We start from the raw sequence: 15,366 nt of genomic DNA, 5'->3' as shown, positions 1-15,366 counted from the left end.
TTAATAATTTATCTTTAGCTAAAAAAGTGTTTTAATCGTTTAACCGCTTCAATTAATTCGGCTTCTGATTTGGCATAACTTAATCGAAGGTAACCGGGCATTCCAAATCCCTCACCCGAAGGAATAGCTAGTTTTTCCTCAGATAGCAGTGCCATTGAGATTTCGTTGGTATTTTTAAAATTATTCTTTTTCATAAATTTACTATCAATTTTGAAAAAAATATAAAATGATCCAGATGGTTTAAAAGGTATGCTGATATTATCAATTTCAGACAAATCCCGATACAAAAAATTTAGTCTACTTTCAAACGATTTTCTCATTGTTTCGACACTTTTTTGTTGCCCGTTCAATGCTTCAATTGCTGCATACTGTGCTACTACAGTTGGATTTGAGGTCAAGTGTCCTAATATTTTAGTCATTGCATGCGTTATAGAAACATCAGCAATTGCCCAACCAATACGCCATCCAGTCATCGCATATGCTTTAGAAACGCCATTTATAATAATCATTTTACTGTTTACAAGAGATTCTAGTGACAATCCAGAATGAAATACTGTGTCGCCATAAACTAATTTGCCATAAATTTCATCTAGAATTAGATATACGTCATTAGTCTTTGTCCACGAAATAATTGATTCTAATTCATTCTTTGAGTAAACAGCGCCACTTGGGTTGTTGGGTGTATTTAGTATAACTACTTTAGGCTTTTCTTCTAATTTGTTAAGAACATCTATTGTTAACTTGAATTGTGGATCAGAAGAAACAATAGCTTTAAAAGATCCCCCGGCTAATTTGACCTGTTCTGAATAGCTAACCCAAAAAGGGGCAGAAGTTATAACTAGGTCTCCGGGATCAACTAATATTTGCATCAATGCATACAGGGCAAGTTTTGCGCCAGTCGTAATCACAACTTGATCGGTTAATAAGGAAACATTGTAATCTCTTTTTGCTGCAGCGACCACAGCATTTTTGAGTTCAACTAATCCATTTGTAGCTGTATAGGAATCAGTCAGGTGATCTTTGATAGCAATCCGTGCCGCTCTGCCAATATTGTCAGGTGTATTAAAATCTGGCTCACCTTGACTTAAATTAACGACATCAATGCCATCAGCAATCATGTCCTTAGCTTTTTTTCCCATTGCCAACGTTGGAGACGCTTCTAAACTGTCGACTCGTTTTGCTAACATTCTTTCGTGTCCTTTCTAAAAAAAACGTTTGATTTTATTCGCCATGGTTCGAGTATGTAATAAAATTTCCCATGGCTTCGATTTATAGATACCTTGTACTACCTCAGCTCTCTCCGCTGAAGCCAACCAAGCATCATTTAATGACACCTTTTCAAAATGTATTGGTTTATGTTGTGGCCATTGCGCAAGTGTACCTAAATCACTAATGATAACCTTAGCAATGACAGGATATCCTCCATGAGTAGCGCGATCCGCTAATAAAACAATTGGTTGCCCGTCGCGAGATATTTGAATTGCGCCATTCATATTGGCTTCTGACAATAAATTTTCTGGTTTAAAAATAATCATTGGCCCTTCTATGCGGTATCCCATACGGTCAATATGCTTGCCTAAGTGAAATGGTTTATTTAATAGTTTTTGCCATTCATCCTCCGAAAACCAGTCATATTCAGGACCGGGCACAATTCGAATTTTCTTTGTCTTAATTAAACTAATTAGGTTTAATGGCATTTTTGGTAATAGCTTCACAGTATTGTAATTAAAAGCCTGAGACGCGTCTAAAATATTCAATACATCACCACTTTTTAATCTTTTCCCATTAAAACCACCCAAATTAACGGCCAAAGTAGTCGCATGCGATCCCATAACTTTTGGCACCTGAATACCACCAGCAACACTCAAATATACAAATCGTCCTTCTATAATTTGCGTAAAGTCCAATACGTCATTTTCATTGACTAAAATTGGAATATCCTGACTCACCCTAGCATCATTTAGCTTTGCATTTACACGTGCACCAGTTATAGCTACAATAGTGCTACTCGAAAATTTTACCTTACCCCCAGTTACGCCAAACTCAATACTAGCAGGTTTATCTGTCGATTTATTACCCACAAGTGCGTTACCAATCTGATAAGAAAAAATGTCCATAACGCCAGAATTCAAAAACCCTTCACCCTGGTGACCTATTCTACCATCATCTTGAACCGTCGCTAGCATTCCAGGTGTTATGATTTTTATAGTATTCATAGCGTTTTCTCCTTAGAAACAAAATCATCAAAATGCGTACCTTTCAATTTTTGGAATTCAAGCTTATCTATTGCATAAAACTTCATCCTGTCTCCAGCATGAAGTTTTATTTCAGGTCGATTCGAATCAAACATAACTAATGGTGTTTGACCAATAATCTGCCAACCGCCCGGAGAGTCAACAGGATAATATCCTGTTTGTTCCCCACCAATAGCAATAGAACCAGCAGGAATTCTTAGTCTTGGTGTATTTTTACGAGGTGTATGAAGCTTTGCATCTAAGCCACCAAGATATGCAAAACCGGGTAAAAATCCTAACATATAAATTCTATATGCTTGTGCCGTATGAAGATGAATTACTTCTTCTAGAGATAACCCATGATATTTAGCAACCTCTAGCAAATCTAATCCCACTTCATCATTATAAAGTACAGGTATATCATAGTGTCTTCCGTTTTTATCAACTATTTCACCATCCATTTTGTTTAATTGCTTTTCTAAAAAATGCTTAAATGATGCAATATCTAGAACAAGTGGATCAAAAACAAATGTAACTTCTCGATAAGCGGGTATAATATCCACCAACCCATTTATATGTTGCCTCTCTACTAATTTAGCTATCGATAGTACTTGATTGCTAATTTTTTCTGAAACAACATTTTCAAATACAACGTTAATACTTGTGTCACCAGAAAAAATAACTTTTGAATTCATTTAGACCCCTTTTATAATGTATGAATGAGCGTTTCGATGCCAGCAAATGCCATGAATAGGACCACAATCCAGCCAAAAATGCTTAGTAGTATGGGATGCTTATAATCAGTACCCATAATTTTGTTTTTATATGCCCCAATCAATAAAATGGCCAAAGCAATAGGTAAAATTAGCCCATTAATCGCACCAACTACAACTAAAATTTGAGCGGGCTTACCTACAATGTAAAATACTAAGGTTGAAACAGCAATGAAACCAATGACAAGGTATGGACGGTACTTTTGAAATTTTACGGCACCCTCAGGAGAGTGTGAATAATTCATAAATGACACTGATGTGAATGTCGATCCGAGAATGGAAGTCATGCCAGCAGCGAACAACAGTAAACCAAAGAACTTATAACCAAAGTTTCCAGCTGCAATTTTAAAAATATCAGCTGCTGGATTCAAGGGATCTAACTTATGACCAGCCATTACGACTGCCAGCCCGGCTAAAAATAACATGACACGAATTACTGATGCAATTCCAATTCCTGAAAGCGCGCCCTCATTTACGTATTTCAATCCTTTTTGTCCATGCACTCCACCCTCTAACAAACGGTGACCACCTGCGAAAGAAATGTAGCCCCCTACTGTACCACCAACAATAGTTACTATCGAATAAAAATCTATATTACTTGGTAAAAAGGTATGTTTGATTGCTGAACTAACAGGGACAGTAGTAACAGACAAAATATAAATTAAAACTGCAATTTTTACGACAGCTAGCACTTGTACTGTGCGATCCATTACTAGCAATGCATTTCTGACAACAAATACAATTATTGCCAAAACAGCAGCAATGACAGCTCCGTTTTCGGCTGATATACCAAACAAAACATTTAAACCAAGTCCTGCTCCAGCAACATTTCCAATATTAAAAAAGAAACCACCGACCACAATTAAAAAAGTTAAAAAGTAGCCTAATCCAGGGAAAATATCATTAGCAATTTGTTGCGCATGTTTTCCAGATACAGTAATAATTCTCCAAATATTCATTTGCACAACAATGTCAATCAAAATTGTTATTAAAATTGCGAACCCAAAGCTCGGTCCTAATTGACTTGTAAAGGTCGCTGTTTGTGTTAAAAATCCTGGGCCAACAGCAGCCATTGCCATGACAAATGCTGCTCCCATCGCAACAGAACGTGCGCTTCTTTTATTAATTGACAACTCTGAGTTGCTTTTTATTTTGTTTTGATCCATATTTTTATCCTCTTAACAGATTTTATTGGTCACTGTAACTTGATTCTCAAGAAGCAGTTTTTTAATCTCTATGGCCAAGTCCACAGCAGAGTGGTTGTCACCATGAACACAAATAGAATCCACCGCTAGAGGCACAACCTCCCCGGTAACAGACACGACGGATTTTTTTTCCACCATTTCAAGGGCTCGCTGAGCAGCTTCCGCTGGATTTGAAATAACGGCGTTTGGCTGTGACCGTGGAACAAGAGACCCATCAGATTGGTAATTTCTATCAGCAAATACTTCTTGAGCGAACTTCATATTGGCATTTTGTGCTGCTTTAATTAATTCACTGTTGGCCAATCCATATACAATTGTTTGCGGATCAACTAACTTAATTCCAGTTATTACAGCATCAGCTATTAGTCGATCTTTCGCTGCCAAATTGTATAAAGCACCATGAGCTTTAACGTGATGCAATTTGTGATCAGGGGTGAAAGCAGACAAAGCGCCAACTTGGTAAGCCACTATATCCGTGATGTCTGATGTATTCATCTCAATTTTACGTCGACCAAAACCCTGTAAATCTGGAAAGCCTGGATGAGCTCCAATTGCAACACCTTTGTCAAGTGCTAGTTGAACAGTCTGAGCCATAATTGACGCATCACCAGCGTGAAATCCACAAGCAACATTTGCAGAAGTAACTTGATGTAAAATTTCACTGTCTAGGCCGATTTTATAATTTCCAAAACTTTCTCCTAAATCTGAGTTAAAATCCACTTTTATCATTTTATTCACACGCTAAGGTCCTTATTTGATATATTAGTAATCAACATGTGTCCTGGTGAATGTGTAATGGCAAATTTTGGTTTCGAAGCCATTACTGCTGCTTGTGGCGTTACACCACATGCCCAAAACACAGGTATTTCATTTTCATTAATGGTAACCGCGTCACCATAATCTGGATGGGCAAGATCATATATACCAATTTCTGCTGGATTTCCAATCTGAATTGGAGCACCATGAACGCCTGGTAACCGATTCGTTACATTAACCGCTGTAGCTATTTGACTACTTTTTATAGGCCTCATGCTTACAACCATATTCCCCGAAAATTTACCCGCTTGCTTTAAGGGAATATTTGTATTGAACATTGGCACATTTGCTTTTTCAGTAATGTGACGAATTTCGATGCCTGCATCGACTAGTAAATCCTCAAAGGAAAAACTACATCCTATCAAAAAACTAACCAAATCTTCACGCCAAAAGTCTACAACGGACAAATATTCGTCAACCATTTTGCCATTTCGATAAATACGATATTTTGGAAAATCTGTAGCAACATCAATGTCATTCCCTAATGTTTGCAACTCTCTGCTTCCTACTTCTGTGACTTCCAGGATGGGAATAGGTTTAGGATTACGCTGAGCAAATAATAGAAAGTCGTATGCATCTTCCCAAGGAAGAACAATTAAATTTGTTTGAGCATATCCTGGGCACATCCCAGCAGTTGGCTTTTGAAATTCGTTATTTCTCACTTTTTTTCTAAATTCTGTTGGTGTCATTTTAAAAATTTCCTATTCTTTCATTTGAAAATCCAACCAGTCAATGTCTGTTTTATTCTTATCTGACATGTAGTCGGGGTGAATAATAATTCTCATCAACAAATCTAAATTTGTGTCCACACCTAATATAACTGTCTCTTCTATCGCTATCTGCAATCTTTTTAATGTCTCATGCCGAGTCATGCCAGTTGCAATAATTTTTACAATCATCGCGTCATAATATGGAGGTACTTTATATCCTTGATACACAGCCGTTTCAATTCTAATTCCTAATCCGGTGGGCAAATGTAATCCAGTAATTGTGCCTGCGGATAGAGCGGACACGCGTGCCTCAATAGCATAATTGTTTTTTGAGCCAATTGAAATGTCATTTATATTTCGACCACTTGCTAATTGAATTTGAGCTGATACAATATCGATTCCTGAAACTTCTTCAGAAATAGCATGCTCAACTTGAATTCTTGTATTCATTTCCATGAAATAAAATTTTCCAGGACCCTGATATAAAAATTCAAAAGTGCCTGCACTTCGATAAGCCATTCTTTTTACAGCATTTAGAGAAACTGCTAACATTTTTTTTCGTGTCGTTTCATCCAGTAAATGACTAGGAGCTTCTTCGATTACTTTTTGATGGTGACTTTGAATCGTACAGTCTCGTTCCCCCAAAACTATGGCATTGCCTAAACCGTCACCTAGGATTTGTACTTCAATATGACGCGGTTTAGAAACAAATTTCTCAAGATACATCCGTGGATCACCAACTGACGCCATGATTTCACTCTGGGCTACCTCAAAAAGCGATTTAAAACTGTCTTGATTTGATACTAGACGCATACCTTTTCCGCCACCACCAGCTACTGACTTTAGCATAACTGGATATCCAATTTTTTTTGCCTGTTTAAAACCAATATCAACATCTTCAAAAAAACTATCACTACCTGAAACAATAGGAACTCCAGCCTCTGACATAAATTGCCTGGCTTTTTCTTTATCACCCATTTGTGCGATAACTTCACTAGTTGGACCAATAAAGACGATTCCCATTTCTTCAACCTGCTTGGCAAAATTAGGATTCTCTGACAAAAAACCATATCCTGGATGAATCGCATCTGCATGTGTGATCTCAGCCGCTGCTAAAATTGCTTTTTGATTCAAATAACTATCTGCAACATTAGACGGACCGATTTGTACTGATTCATCCGCCATTGCTACATGTAATGAGTCTTTGTCTGCTGACGAATATACCGCAACGGTTTGAAATCCTAACATTTTGACAGCACGAATTATTCTAACAGCTATTTCTCCTCGATTTGCAATTAAAACTTTGAAATTGTCTACAAATTTTTCACCCATTACGATAACCTAAACAACTTTTGACCGTATTCAATTGATTCACCGTCTGAAACTAAAATTTCAGCTATTAAACCATCCTTGTTTGCTAAAACATCAGTCATCATTTTCATAGCTTCAACAATACCTACAACTGTTGACTTTGTTACTTTTTGTCCAACAGAAATAAACGGTGTTGACTCTGGGTCAGATGAAACATAGAAAGTTCCGACCGTAGGCTATGTAATATACTCACTAGTAGGTACTTGTTTTTCTGTCTCTGACTCAGCATTCACACCGCTTTGAAAATTGCTAAGAATATTTTTTGAAACACTAATTTTAGAGTCACCATTCCTAAAAGAAATATGGGTCAAGTTATTTTCATTTAAAATTTTCACAATGTAATTAATATCTTCTAGTTTCATCGAATACAACCCTCCTTATGATATGATTAGAATTTATCACGAATTATTATAGTATTCACATTTCCTGTTAGATAATCTAACATAGATTGACCTTTTTTATATTTTTTTGAAATACGAAATTGTACTCAAATAATCGCTACGGACTTTTAATGTCTTATAAAAAAGCTAATTAATATATGGAATAAATTATTTATTTATTTTAATTTTGTTATTAATTAATCTAAAATGAAAAATTTTTAAAAGGGTGCGAGATATTGTCATTACATTATTTATCGAGGGTAAACTATTATAATGCTTTTATCTGTAATTTTCACAGATGCTAAAAAACCATTTGACAAGAAAATTTTTCTCCTTACAATCTTCTGGATATTTCTGACTCGTATTCTTCGTTAGCCTTTTCTTGTTCAACTTTTTTTTGATTTCTTAAGAATTGACGTTCTGCATTTGTCTCAGCACGGATGTCCTGCCGCCACAAACGACTAATTTTATTAAACGAGCCACCCCGCACTGGCATCTGATCACCTATGTGCTTCTTTGTTATATTTGGGTTGACATTGTCGAACCACGGCTTGGGGGTCAATTTTATTTCCTCAGGGCTAGATGCAATTTTAGTTTTGTCTGTGATGCCGCCTTTGTCGCGCTTTTTTACATTGCTTAGTAGCTCAGACATTTGTTGGTCAATATCATTTAGTGAGGTATCTTCAATTTGTGCTAAATGTTTGTAGAGTTGATTCGCTAAGCGTTTCCTTAATTCCTCTTCCTTATTCTCAGACCATTTGATTTGTCCCTTATGCATCACGCCCTGGTCTTCAATATTAATGGCGTCGTATTCTTGTGCCAGCGACTTAAAACCCTCATATTCAGGTTTAAGCTCTTCGGCAAACAAATCATCTATTAGTTGATCGGTTAATTGATTTGCTTTTGCCATCCTGCCTTTTCCAGCTGTTAAATGAGCATTACCAACCTGCCACCGCCCTTTCATGTTTTGAGGTAAAGCATCGTAAATTTGTTTGATGGCTTTAGCATGACGATCATTTAATAGGTTGTCTAGCGCTGCCTCCACAATTTCTTTTTTAAAGCCACCAACACCTTTTAATATTTCCTGATGCCGTCTTAGTTCCTGTGATGACATTAATTGTTTTCTAAACTGTCGTTTGGCTTGTTCAATCACTTCCAGAGGTATAACACCTATTGGCTGCCCTTTATACTTACCTTCTTGCTTGATCATCTCAGGACGCGTTTCTTGGCTTTTTTTAGCAAACCACAGATGCATGTTTAGGTGGTCAGTATCCTGATGAATCACACCAAACCAAACAATGTCATTTTCATCTTCTCCCAAAGGTAAATTAAATCCTTTGTTAATTAGCGTCTTAGCAACCTCTTGTTCTGCATGCTTCAATTTATTTTGGTCTATCATACGAGTTTCGGGATCATAGAGATTGTTTTTAACTAACCAATCGCCTCTGATTGAAAAAGCGAGTTCATGGATATTATTGCCATTTTTTTGAGTCTCATCCAAGTCTTTTCTCAATACAGAAATATCGTGATTATCATAATTTAGTTTATCGCTACCAAATATTGGATGCGTTTCTGTTACCGCAGAATTGCGGTTAGCATAGCCAGGCTTGCTAAATTGTTCCTTTAAGTCAATTAAATCGTTCATGGACTCATTATTAAGATCGTTTGTCTTTTCCGAATTATTAGCGTAGTCAACTAAATCTGAGAAATTTTGTCCCTTTATATCTGCTGTACTAGACGTGACAAACTGCGCGGGTAGATTAACCATTGCTGTCTTTTTTTCACCCAGTGCAAAGGCGGCAATTTTACCAGTCTTCGCCATTTTGCAATTCCTCCATAATCTCTTCTAAACTATCAAACTCTTGTTGGTAGTCAATCGTCAAACGGCGAGCCGTTCTGGAAGACATGTTTAACATCTGACCAATTTGCATGTAGGATTGTTGATAGTTATTAAACAAAACTAAACTGAGCTGTGCCAAATAGTAAGTTCGATTATCGCGTTCATGTTGACTATCGACCATATCACTAACTTGAGTAGGATGGTGCCAATTGAACTCATCAAGCTGTTCTAAATACTTTGTCAATTGTGTTTTTCTTTCATTATACTTTTTAGTCGTCATCGAGTTGTCCTCCTGTTTGATGATACTTTTTGATCAGTTGCTTATCGCGACTCCGAATTTTTTTATATTCTTCATAGGATTGTGCCAATTCATTGTTTGGATTAAGTTCCGTTGGTGTACCAAATTGCTGGAATTCTGTTGGATTAATTGGGTTGATGGCATATTTAACAAAACCATTTTCTAAATTAATGCCTTCTGGAATGTATTCAAGTTGACGTTGCTGCATGGTTAAAAGAAAACCTAATAAATTCTCTACATTTGCCAATTGCGCAGTCAATTTTGAATCACTTTTTGTGGAGTGGGCATCAGTTACCTTCTGGGCTAGTTCTGAATAATTAAGACGTGCATTGTTGGCATTAAGCGCAATATTTTCTACGAAGAAATGCAAAGCAAATCTATACAGTGTACTTTTACCAAACTGTCCATTTGTAGACCTTGGATTTCTTTCAGCCCAATGCTTCATTTGTTGAAAGTACCATTCTTCGTCCCGCGAATTTTTGATATTAATTGTCTTTCCTTGTTTTGCAAAAATTTCCTCATCAATGTCGAATTCTTGTAAAATTTTGTCGATAAACTTTAGTTCTGATTTAACATCCAAAGGAATATCTTCGGGTAAAGTTGTATCATACTTTTTATTCAAAACATTTCTTCTTTTGATGAGCGCCTTCATTTGACTTGTTTTGAATTCTATTGCATCTTTCATTTATTCACTCCTTTCAGCATTACCGTTTAAGTAGTTGATTGTCCAGCCATCTTGAACGTTAAAAACATAGACATTAAATTTCAAAGTCTTGTCATTTGACTGTGCCATCATGTGAACACCGCGGGGAACTAACTCAACATTTTTGTAAATTGGTGCGACTTGATAACGAACATAATTATTTTTTGATTGATGCAAATAATCCGCAATTTCTGTTTCGTAAGTCACCATACTTTTAGCATTGACACGACTGTCTGCGTTCAACTGTCGTGTCCCCGTGATCAAATTTTTGGCTTCATTGTTTAGACCAGTAAATTGATACCCAATCAGATGACTACGGTTGTATAACCAGTCTGTAGTATTCGTTCCCGTCTTAATGGCATGGTAACCTGGCGTTTTGATTGTTAATCGTTCACGGGCTTGATACTTTTGAGAGGGGGGCATCAATTTTAGGTTAAGCAACGCATTAGCAACTTGTGGTCTGCCTAACCAATCTAATGACGAAAGTTTTTGCCAGCCACCCTGTCTAATTTGTAAATCATCTTGTGTAAATGTTGGTTGATTATGATTGACCTCAACAACTGTTTGACCAGTGTATTTCAAGTTAACTAGCTCATCATTTTGTGTTGGAGAGCTACTTTGTTTATCAATATTAATCAGTTGTGATTGCGAACCTAGTGCAACAATTTTTTGCAAAATCGACACACGGTTTAAATAGACAATACCTATCAATATGACAATGCCAAATAGAATTCTTCTTGCAAATCGACCACGTTTATAATTTTTCATTTGAACCTCTTCTGCTTATTCAAACTCATCAAAGTCAATCGACTTTGGCAAATTTTTTTCCTGAGGGCGAGCGTTTTTTTGAATTCGTTCTACCTCATCATTTAGGTCTGGAAAATACATTTCAAGTCTTGCTAGAATTATTTTAAACATTTCACCAATGGCAATTGTATTGTCATTTAATCCGTGCACAACATTATTGTTAGCCATGATTAAATCATCGAGATAAGTATGCAATATTTTTGCTGCGCTATCTTCTTCAATTTGGCGCGCATAGTTAGTTATCAACTCTCTCAACAAGTCATTTGATGTAACGCCCTCCCGTTTGGCACGTTTTTCGATTACGTCTAATACGTCTGGATTCAATCCACGTATATCTTTTCTAACTGTATCCATGAAAACTCCTAAATATATTTTGATAATTGTGAACAGGTTAAGAGGGAATGGCGGTACGCAGTACCTTAGCCCCGCCGTGCGGGCATTCCAGTGGCGGTAAGGATTTATTTTGTCTGTACCCTTTCTGTACCTTATCTGTACCCTTTCTGTACCCAGGTTTTGTTATAAAAAATAGCCCATTAGGGAAATTTCTTTAACTATTTAGAATTACAAATCTGTTGTTTTGGGTAACAATGATTTGCCATCTTCAACTTGCTTTTTCGTCCTTTGATATTGAGTAATATTTGTCTTAGCACGTTGAATATTTTTTTGTGCATCACTGATTTGTGTTCTTATTTGTGTAATGGCATAGCGAGCATTATCAATGCTAGCTTGAGTATCTGAGTCATCAGACTGGGCGAGTATTTTTTGATACTTTTTGATGGAAGCCTGTTGTTGATCAATGGCTTTTTGATATTCAACAATCGCGTGCGTATTCTTTGAAACCAGTTTTTGTTGTGCCGAAATTTTGGCATCACTTTCGCTAACTTCAAGTTCCTTTTGGCTGGCAAATGTCAGAGAATTTGACTTAGAAACTTTGTCACGATTGATGATGAATTTGCCGCTTGCGGTATTACTTTTTGCGTTAGTTTTCTTTGCACTTGAACTATCAGCAACTACGCTACTTGGCGCTTCGACTGTGGCAGTATTGATGCTTTTATCATGAGCTGTTAATGTTACAGCATTGAAGTTATGACTCAAGTTTTTAAATTGGACCACGAGTGTATTATTTGATGTTGGCACGACACGACCTGTCACTTGATTGCCACCATGATCGGTCATAGCAGTGAATTTAATTTTGCTAATATCAACCAAATCTTGATCAGAAACAGCTCCGTCAGAGATTGTATAATGCAGTTCCAAAACACCATTATTTTTATTAAAAACACTTTTTGTTAGACTAGCGGTTTTGTTCAAAGTGCCAAATGAAACTGGTGTATTTAACTCCGTACTTGGTAAATTTGAGGGGCGTGGTGTAATATTAACCATCACGGTTGTACTAAAAGCTATCAGGATAAACAGACTAAATATTGCAATTAAATTGCGCCGCTGATGTTCCAAAAACCAAGTACCGAAGCGACTAAATCTTTGAAAGATATTTCTAAATTTATCAGCTATTGTGATTATTGCAGTCATTGTCCTACCCCTCTACATACTCAAATGCATTGCTGTTAAAGTCAGGATATGGTGGCAAATCCTTATCTGTCACATCACTATTTTTACTGTCAGCAACCTGTGTTTGAACAGCTACTTTTTCTGATGACGTATTAGATTTATAGATGCGGAATTGTGTCACTTGATTTTGCATAGCATAAATTTTTTGACCAGTATTTTTATCGGTGTAGTTGTGATTGCGCATCACAAATTCAACCTCAACTACTTGACCAACATCAGTCACATAATCACGAATCAATTCTGCAGTTTTGTTAAAAGCAACATAATCAATGTAAGTTGCTTTGCCATCTTTTAAATCATTAATGGCTAATTTGAAGTAGGCAATCTTGGTTTCATTTTCACCTCTTACAGTGAAGTTTACATCACGAACTAAACGTCCTACGTGGTGATTAATTTGCATAATAATTTCTCCTTTTTTGATCCAGTAAATTAATAATCGGTGTCAGTTGTTTGGCTAAATAGTCTTGGATATTAGTTGGTAGTTTAAACACGGGGATTTGGTTACCAGCTTCAGAATAATGAATGCCTTTCAGGACTGTACAACCGACATAATGATTACCTAAGCAATCGTCAAACAACTCACCTTTGACTTTCATCTCACTTGATTTTAAGCAGACAAAGGCTTGCTTTTTTGTTGGTTGAACGAGATTATTTTTTAATTCTTTAACGAGAATAACGACATATTTGGTTTGCTGTAGTTCTTGTAAACTTTTCTCATCCAACAGCGTTAACTGTCTGACTTTCATAATCTCTCCCTTTCGGTCTTGCAGCTTCATGAAATGGTAAATGATACCGTTCCATTAAGTTTTTGATAGCCTTAATTGATTGATAAGAGGTACGGTATAACCTCACTGCGCCATCACTTTCTAATTCATGATTTTCAATTGCTTTGATCACTTTTCGGCTGAGTTCACCTGATGAGTTAGCCACAAAAAGTATGTCTGCGTTGAAAAAGTCTACTGCAATAAATACGTTGTATTGGTTTGCCATTTTGTCTCTCCTCTCTCCAATTTAAAGTTAAAATCCTGATGCTAATTGACTTGTTGTGATTGCAATCTTCAAACGATTTTCAAAGCCACTAGTGAAATATTTGCCATATTGGCTGATATCAATCAGATGGTCGTGCATGTAATCTACTTGTTTGTAACCAACGCTCAAAAGGAACTGCTTGATGGCAGCCACACCTTGTAATTGCTTTTGCAAAGTCAAAACAGAATTACCTTTTTCAAGTTCGGTCGTCAAAAAGTGATATCCACGATCAAGAGCACGAACGACAATTTCTGCTTGTTGGGGTTCATTCAAAAGTAAATCAGGAATCAGACTTTGGACTACACTTCTTAATTCAGGATTGGTTTGAATAATTTTGCCGATTGCGATAAATGATTGTTGAGATTTTTGTGAATTGTTATTATCAGTTACTTCATCCTCATCAAAAGAATTGGTTTCAGTTTCACTCAAATTAGTCTCACTTGACTGTCGTTTTGACTGTTCTTGAGCTGTCGTTTTGGAAGTTCTTGACCTGTCATTTTGACAGGTCCGGACCTGTCGTTTTGACAGTTCCTTGTCCCCCAAGGGACTAACCCTGTGGATAACTTCAAAATCAACATTTATGTTGCCAACGTAAAGTCTGTTTGGTTTATTTAACCCTTGTCGTTCTTCTTCAAGGAGCCCAAAATCTGCTAGTTCTTTTTTTAAACTAATGACTTTTTTCTCGCCAACACTAAGGATTGTTTGTAGGTCACTGTTTTTGTAAATCAAGTAAACATCACCATTTTTATCAATCCAATTATTCTTAATTGACAACAAGAAACGATCATGCAGAATTGCATAAGCCATTTTTGTTTCAAGTTTCATGTCGGCATAGAATTCATTTTCGAACAGTGCTTTTGGAATTTTGTAGAATCGTTCGTTAGTTTCGACTTGATTTCTACTAACCCGTTCCATTTTCCTGGGTGTATCTTGGTCATTTATCATCAGCAGTCCCCTCTAATGTCGCAACAATCTCTTCAAACGAAATATCCATGATTTTGTAAAACTTTATGAACGTCGTCAGTTTCGGATTATAACTTGGATCAGTTTCAGCTTTTGAAATCGTAGCCGTTGATAATTCTCCTTTTGATTTCACAGCTAATTCCAATTGCGTTAGTCTTTTTCTTTCCCGATAGGCTTTTACAATTGACCCAAAAGAATGTCTCATTTTGTTTCTTTCTCCCTTGTTTTAGTTGTCAATTTTCATTGATTTTATTACTAATAATTAACCGTCATGAAGACGGTTTTTAACAACTTCTTAATTTTTAGGCTTTTTTTAAGCAAAAAAATAAGCCCACACAGGGCTTATCAGCTTTTAAAATAACGAATATTACTAAAGCGTTACTTTATGAAAAATTAATGACTTTAGATTTCTTTAACAATCGTGAAACCCTTTGTGCGCCAACGTTTTACAAGCCTCTGTTACGTTAGATTTTGCACGGTACAGGATCAACAAAATTTCTACATTAGAAATATCTTTCAACACTCAATATCATACTGAAAAATATAACTGTTGAGATAAGAATTACGACAAGAGGTAAAAATACTTGACGACAGGTCAGTGTGTAAATGTAAGTGGTGACCATTTATATGTAAGGGAAAAAATCATCATCTATCTGGAGGGGAAAGTC

The 15,366-nt window shown here is 36.4% G+C and carries 19 protein-coding genes and 1 pseudogene; all 20 read right to left on the bottom strand.

Annotation, left to right across the window (positions count from 1 at the left end; translation table 11 throughout):
• Positions 1–14 precede the first annotated feature (14 nt).
• The 20 genes and pseudogenes from RHP56_RS05000 to RHP56_RS04905 all read right to left on the bottom strand — a co-directional run bounded on the left by RHP56_RS05000 (position 15) and on the right by RHP56_RS04905 (position 14,903).
• Positions 15–1,187: a pyridoxal phosphate-dependent aminotransferase gene (locus tag RHP56_RS05000; protein ID WP_011679745.1), complete on the bottom strand. Its 1,173-nt coding sequence runs from the start codon at positions 1,185–1,187 to the stop codon at positions 15–17.
• A 15-nt stretch (positions 1,188–1,202) separates the two neighbouring features.
• Positions 1,203–2,216 carry a 5-oxoprolinase subunit C family protein gene (locus RHP56_RS04995; RefSeq protein WP_011679744.1) on the bottom strand — a complete coding sequence of 338 codons (1,014 nt, stop codon included), beginning with the start codon at positions 2,214–2,216 and terminating at the stop codon, positions 1,203–1,205.
• Complete coding sequence (gene pxpB / locus RHP56_RS04990; RefSeq protein ID WP_011679743.1) at positions 2,213–2,929, bottom strand: 5-oxoprolinase subunit PxpB; 717 nt, start codon at positions 2,927–2,929, stop codon at positions 2,213–2,215. Before pxpB ends, RHP56_RS04995 begins: the two co-directional genes overlap by 4 nt.
• An 11-nt stretch (positions 2,930–2,940) precedes the next feature.
• On the bottom strand, positions 2,941–4,173 hold the full coding sequence (locus RHP56_RS04985; RefSeq protein ID WP_011679742.1) for an NRAMP family divalent metal transporter: 1,233 nt from the start codon (positions 4,171–4,173) through the stop codon (positions 2,941–2,943).
• A gap of 12 nt (positions 4,174–4,185) precedes the next feature.
• Positions 4,186–4,941 (bottom strand): LamB/YcsF family protein, encoded by a 756-nt coding sequence (locus RHP56_RS04980; protein ID WP_179876395.1) that lies wholly within the window; start codon positions 4,939–4,941, stop codon positions 4,186–4,188.
• Positions 4,942–4,946: 5 nt separating this feature from the next.
• Positions 4,947–5,717, bottom strand: a complete 771-nt coding sequence (locus RHP56_RS04975) for a putative hydro-lyase (RefSeq protein WP_061514856.1) — start codon at positions 5,715–5,717, stop codon at positions 4,947–4,949.
• 12 nt (positions 5,718–5,729) lie between these two features.
• On the bottom strand, positions 5,730–7,070 hold the full coding sequence (locus RHP56_RS04970; protein ID WP_011679740.1) for an acetyl-CoA carboxylase biotin carboxylase subunit: 1,341 nt from the start codon (positions 7,068–7,070) through the stop codon (positions 5,730–5,732).
• Positions 7,070–7,273 (bottom strand): annotated as a pseudogene (locus RHP56_RS04965) (acetyl-CoA carboxylase biotin carboxyl carrier protein); the annotation flags it as partial. The pseudogene RHP56_RS04965 and the gene RHP56_RS04970, both read right to left, overlap by 1 nt.
• A gap of 12 nt (positions 7,274–7,285) precedes the next feature.
• A complete protein-coding gene (locus tag RHP56_RS04960) occupies positions 7,286–7,471 on the bottom strand; it encodes a hypothetical protein (protein ID WP_258983736.1) in 186 nt (61 codons plus the stop codon).
• A gap of 352 nt (positions 7,472–7,823) precedes the next feature.
• On the bottom strand, positions 7,824–9,311 hold the full coding sequence (gene mobP2 / locus RHP56_RS04955) for a MobP2 family relaxase (RefSeq protein ID WP_281446900.1): 1,488 nt from the start codon (positions 9,309–9,311) through the stop codon (positions 7,824–7,826).
• Positions 9,295–9,609 carry a hypothetical protein gene (locus RHP56_RS04950; RefSeq protein WP_050884823.1) on the bottom strand — a complete coding sequence of 105 codons (315 nt, stop codon included), beginning with the start codon at positions 9,607–9,609 and terminating at the stop codon, positions 9,295–9,297. The genes mobP2 and RHP56_RS04950 overlap by 17 nt, the downstream gene beginning before the upstream one ends.
• Positions 9,599–10,312 carry a hypothetical protein gene (locus tag RHP56_RS04945; RefSeq protein WP_084014645.1) on the bottom strand — a complete coding sequence of 238 codons (714 nt, stop codon included), beginning with the start codon at positions 10,310–10,312 and terminating at the stop codon, positions 9,599–9,601. Before RHP56_RS04945 ends, RHP56_RS04950 begins: the two co-directional genes overlap by 11 nt.
• Complete coding sequence (locus tag RHP56_RS04940; protein WP_084014644.1) at positions 10,313–11,098, bottom strand: DNA/RNA non-specific endonuclease; 786 nt, start codon at positions 11,096–11,098, stop codon at positions 10,313–10,315.
• A 15-nt stretch (positions 11,099–11,113) separates the two neighbouring features.
• Complete coding sequence (locus RHP56_RS04935) at positions 11,114–11,491, bottom strand: ribbon-helix-helix protein, CopG family (protein ID WP_061514853.1); 378 nt, start codon at positions 11,489–11,491, stop codon at positions 11,114–11,116.
• A gap of 207 nt (positions 11,492–11,698) precedes the next feature.
• Entirely contained in the window at positions 11,699–12,667 is a 969-nt protein-coding gene (locus RHP56_RS04930) for a hypothetical protein (protein WP_141266969.1), read from the bottom strand.
• 4 nt (positions 12,668–12,671) lie between these two features.
• Positions 12,672–13,106 carry a single-stranded DNA-binding protein gene (locus RHP56_RS04925; RefSeq protein ID WP_061514851.1) on the bottom strand — a complete coding sequence of 145 codons (435 nt, stop codon included), beginning with the start codon at positions 13,104–13,106 and terminating at the stop codon, positions 12,672–12,674.
• Positions 13,096–13,452: a hypothetical protein gene (locus tag RHP56_RS04920; protein WP_061514850.1), complete on the bottom strand. Its 357-nt coding sequence runs from the start codon at positions 13,450–13,452 to the stop codon at positions 13,096–13,098. The genes RHP56_RS04925 and RHP56_RS04920 overlap by 11 nt, the downstream gene beginning before the upstream one ends.
• On the bottom strand, positions 13,421–13,696 hold the full coding sequence (locus RHP56_RS04915; protein WP_061514849.1) for a hypothetical protein: 276 nt from the start codon (positions 13,694–13,696) through the stop codon (positions 13,421–13,423). Before RHP56_RS04915 ends, RHP56_RS04920 begins: the two co-directional genes overlap by 32 nt.
• A 27-nt stretch (positions 13,697–13,723) precedes the next feature.
• Positions 13,724–14,680: a replication initiator protein A gene (locus RHP56_RS04910; RefSeq protein ID WP_081107454.1), complete on the bottom strand. Its 957-nt coding sequence runs from the start codon at positions 14,678–14,680 to the stop codon at positions 13,724–13,726.
• Complete coding sequence (locus RHP56_RS04905; RefSeq protein WP_036086528.1) at positions 14,670–14,903, bottom strand: helix-turn-helix transcriptional regulator; 234 nt, start codon at positions 14,901–14,903, stop codon at positions 14,670–14,672. Before RHP56_RS04905 ends, RHP56_RS04910 begins: the two co-directional genes overlap by 11 nt.
• Positions 14,904–15,366: the final 463 nt, after the last annotated feature.

Source organism: Leuconostoc sp. C5, assembly GCF_056530425.1.
This window is presented reverse-complemented; position numbering and strand designations above follow the sequence as displayed.

What these genes read in the sequence shown, in the direction of transcription:
- RHP56_RS04935 (WP_061514853.1), bottom strand. Translation starts at nt 11,491, where the DNA reads ATGGATACAGTTAGAAAAGATATACGTGGATTGAATCCAGACGTATTA.
- RHP56_RS04945 (WP_084014645.1), bottom strand. Translation starts at nt 10,312, where the DNA reads ATGAAAGATGCAATAGAATTCAAAACAAGTCAAATGAAGGCGCTCATC.
- RHP56_RS04925 (WP_061514851.1), bottom strand. Translation starts at nt 13,106, where the DNA reads ATGCAAATTAATCACCACGTAGGACGTTTAGTTCGTGATGTAAACTTC.
- RHP56_RS04975 (WP_061514856.1), bottom strand. Translation starts at nt 5,717, where the DNA reads ATGACACCAACAGAATTTAGAAAAAAAGTGAGAAATAACGAATTTCAA.
- RHP56_RS04995 (WP_011679744.1), bottom strand. Translation starts at nt 2,216, where the DNA reads ATGAATACTATAAAAATCATAACACCTGGAATGCTAGCGACGGTTCAA.
- RHP56_RS04920 (WP_061514850.1), bottom strand. Translation starts at nt 13,452, where the DNA reads ATGAAAGTCAGACAGTTAACGCTGTTGGATGAGAAAAGTTTACAAGAA.
- RHP56_RS04950 (WP_050884823.1), bottom strand. Translation starts at nt 9,609, where the DNA reads ATGACGACTAAAAAGTATAATGAAAGAAAAACACAATTGACAAAGTAT.
- RHP56_RS04930 (WP_141266969.1), bottom strand. Translation starts at nt 12,667, where the DNA reads ATGACTGCAATAATCACAATAGCTGATAAATTTAGAAATATCTTTCAA.
- pxpB (WP_011679743.1), bottom strand. Translation starts at nt 2,929, where the DNA reads ATGAATTCAAAAGTTATTTTTTCTGGTGACACAAGTATTAACGTTGTA.
- RHP56_RS04905 (WP_036086528.1), bottom strand. Translation starts at nt 14,903, where the DNA reads ATGAGACATTCTTTTGGGTCAATTGTAAAAGCCTATCGGGAAAGAAAA.
- RHP56_RS04960 (WP_258983736.1), bottom strand. Translation starts at nt 7,471, where the DNA reads ATGAAACTAGAAGATATTAATTACATTGTGAAAATTTTAAATGAAAAT.
- mobP2 (WP_281446900.1), bottom strand. Translation starts at nt 9,311, where the DNA reads ATGGCGAAGACTGGTAAAATTGCCGCCTTTGCACTGGGTGAAAAAAAG.
- RHP56_RS04970 (WP_011679740.1), bottom strand. Translation starts at nt 7,070, where the DNA reads ATGGGTGAAAAATTTGTAGACAATTTCAAAGTTTTAATTGCAAATCGA.
- RHP56_RS05000 (WP_011679745.1), bottom strand. Translation starts at nt 1,187, where the DNA reads ATGTTAGCAAAACGAGTCGACAGTTTAGAAGCGTCTCCAACGTTGGCA.
- RHP56_RS04985 (WP_011679742.1), bottom strand. Translation starts at nt 4,173, where the DNA reads ATGGATCAAAACAAAATAAAAAGCAACTCAGAGTTGTCAATTAATAAA.
- RHP56_RS04940 (WP_084014644.1), bottom strand. Translation starts at nt 11,098, where the DNA reads ATGAAAAATTATAAACGTGGTCGATTTGCAAGAAGAATTCTATTTGGC.
- RHP56_RS04915 (WP_061514849.1), bottom strand. Translation starts at nt 13,696, where the DNA reads ATGGCAAACCAATACAACGTATTTATTGCAGTAGACTTTTTCAACGCA.
- RHP56_RS04910 (WP_081107454.1), bottom strand. Translation starts at nt 14,680, where the DNA reads ATGATAAATGACCAAGATACACCCAGGAAAATGGAACGGGTTAGTAGA.
- RHP56_RS04980 (WP_179876395.1), bottom strand. Translation starts at nt 4,941, where the DNA reads ATGATAAAAGTGGATTTTAACTCAGATTTAGGAGAAAGTTTTGGAAAT.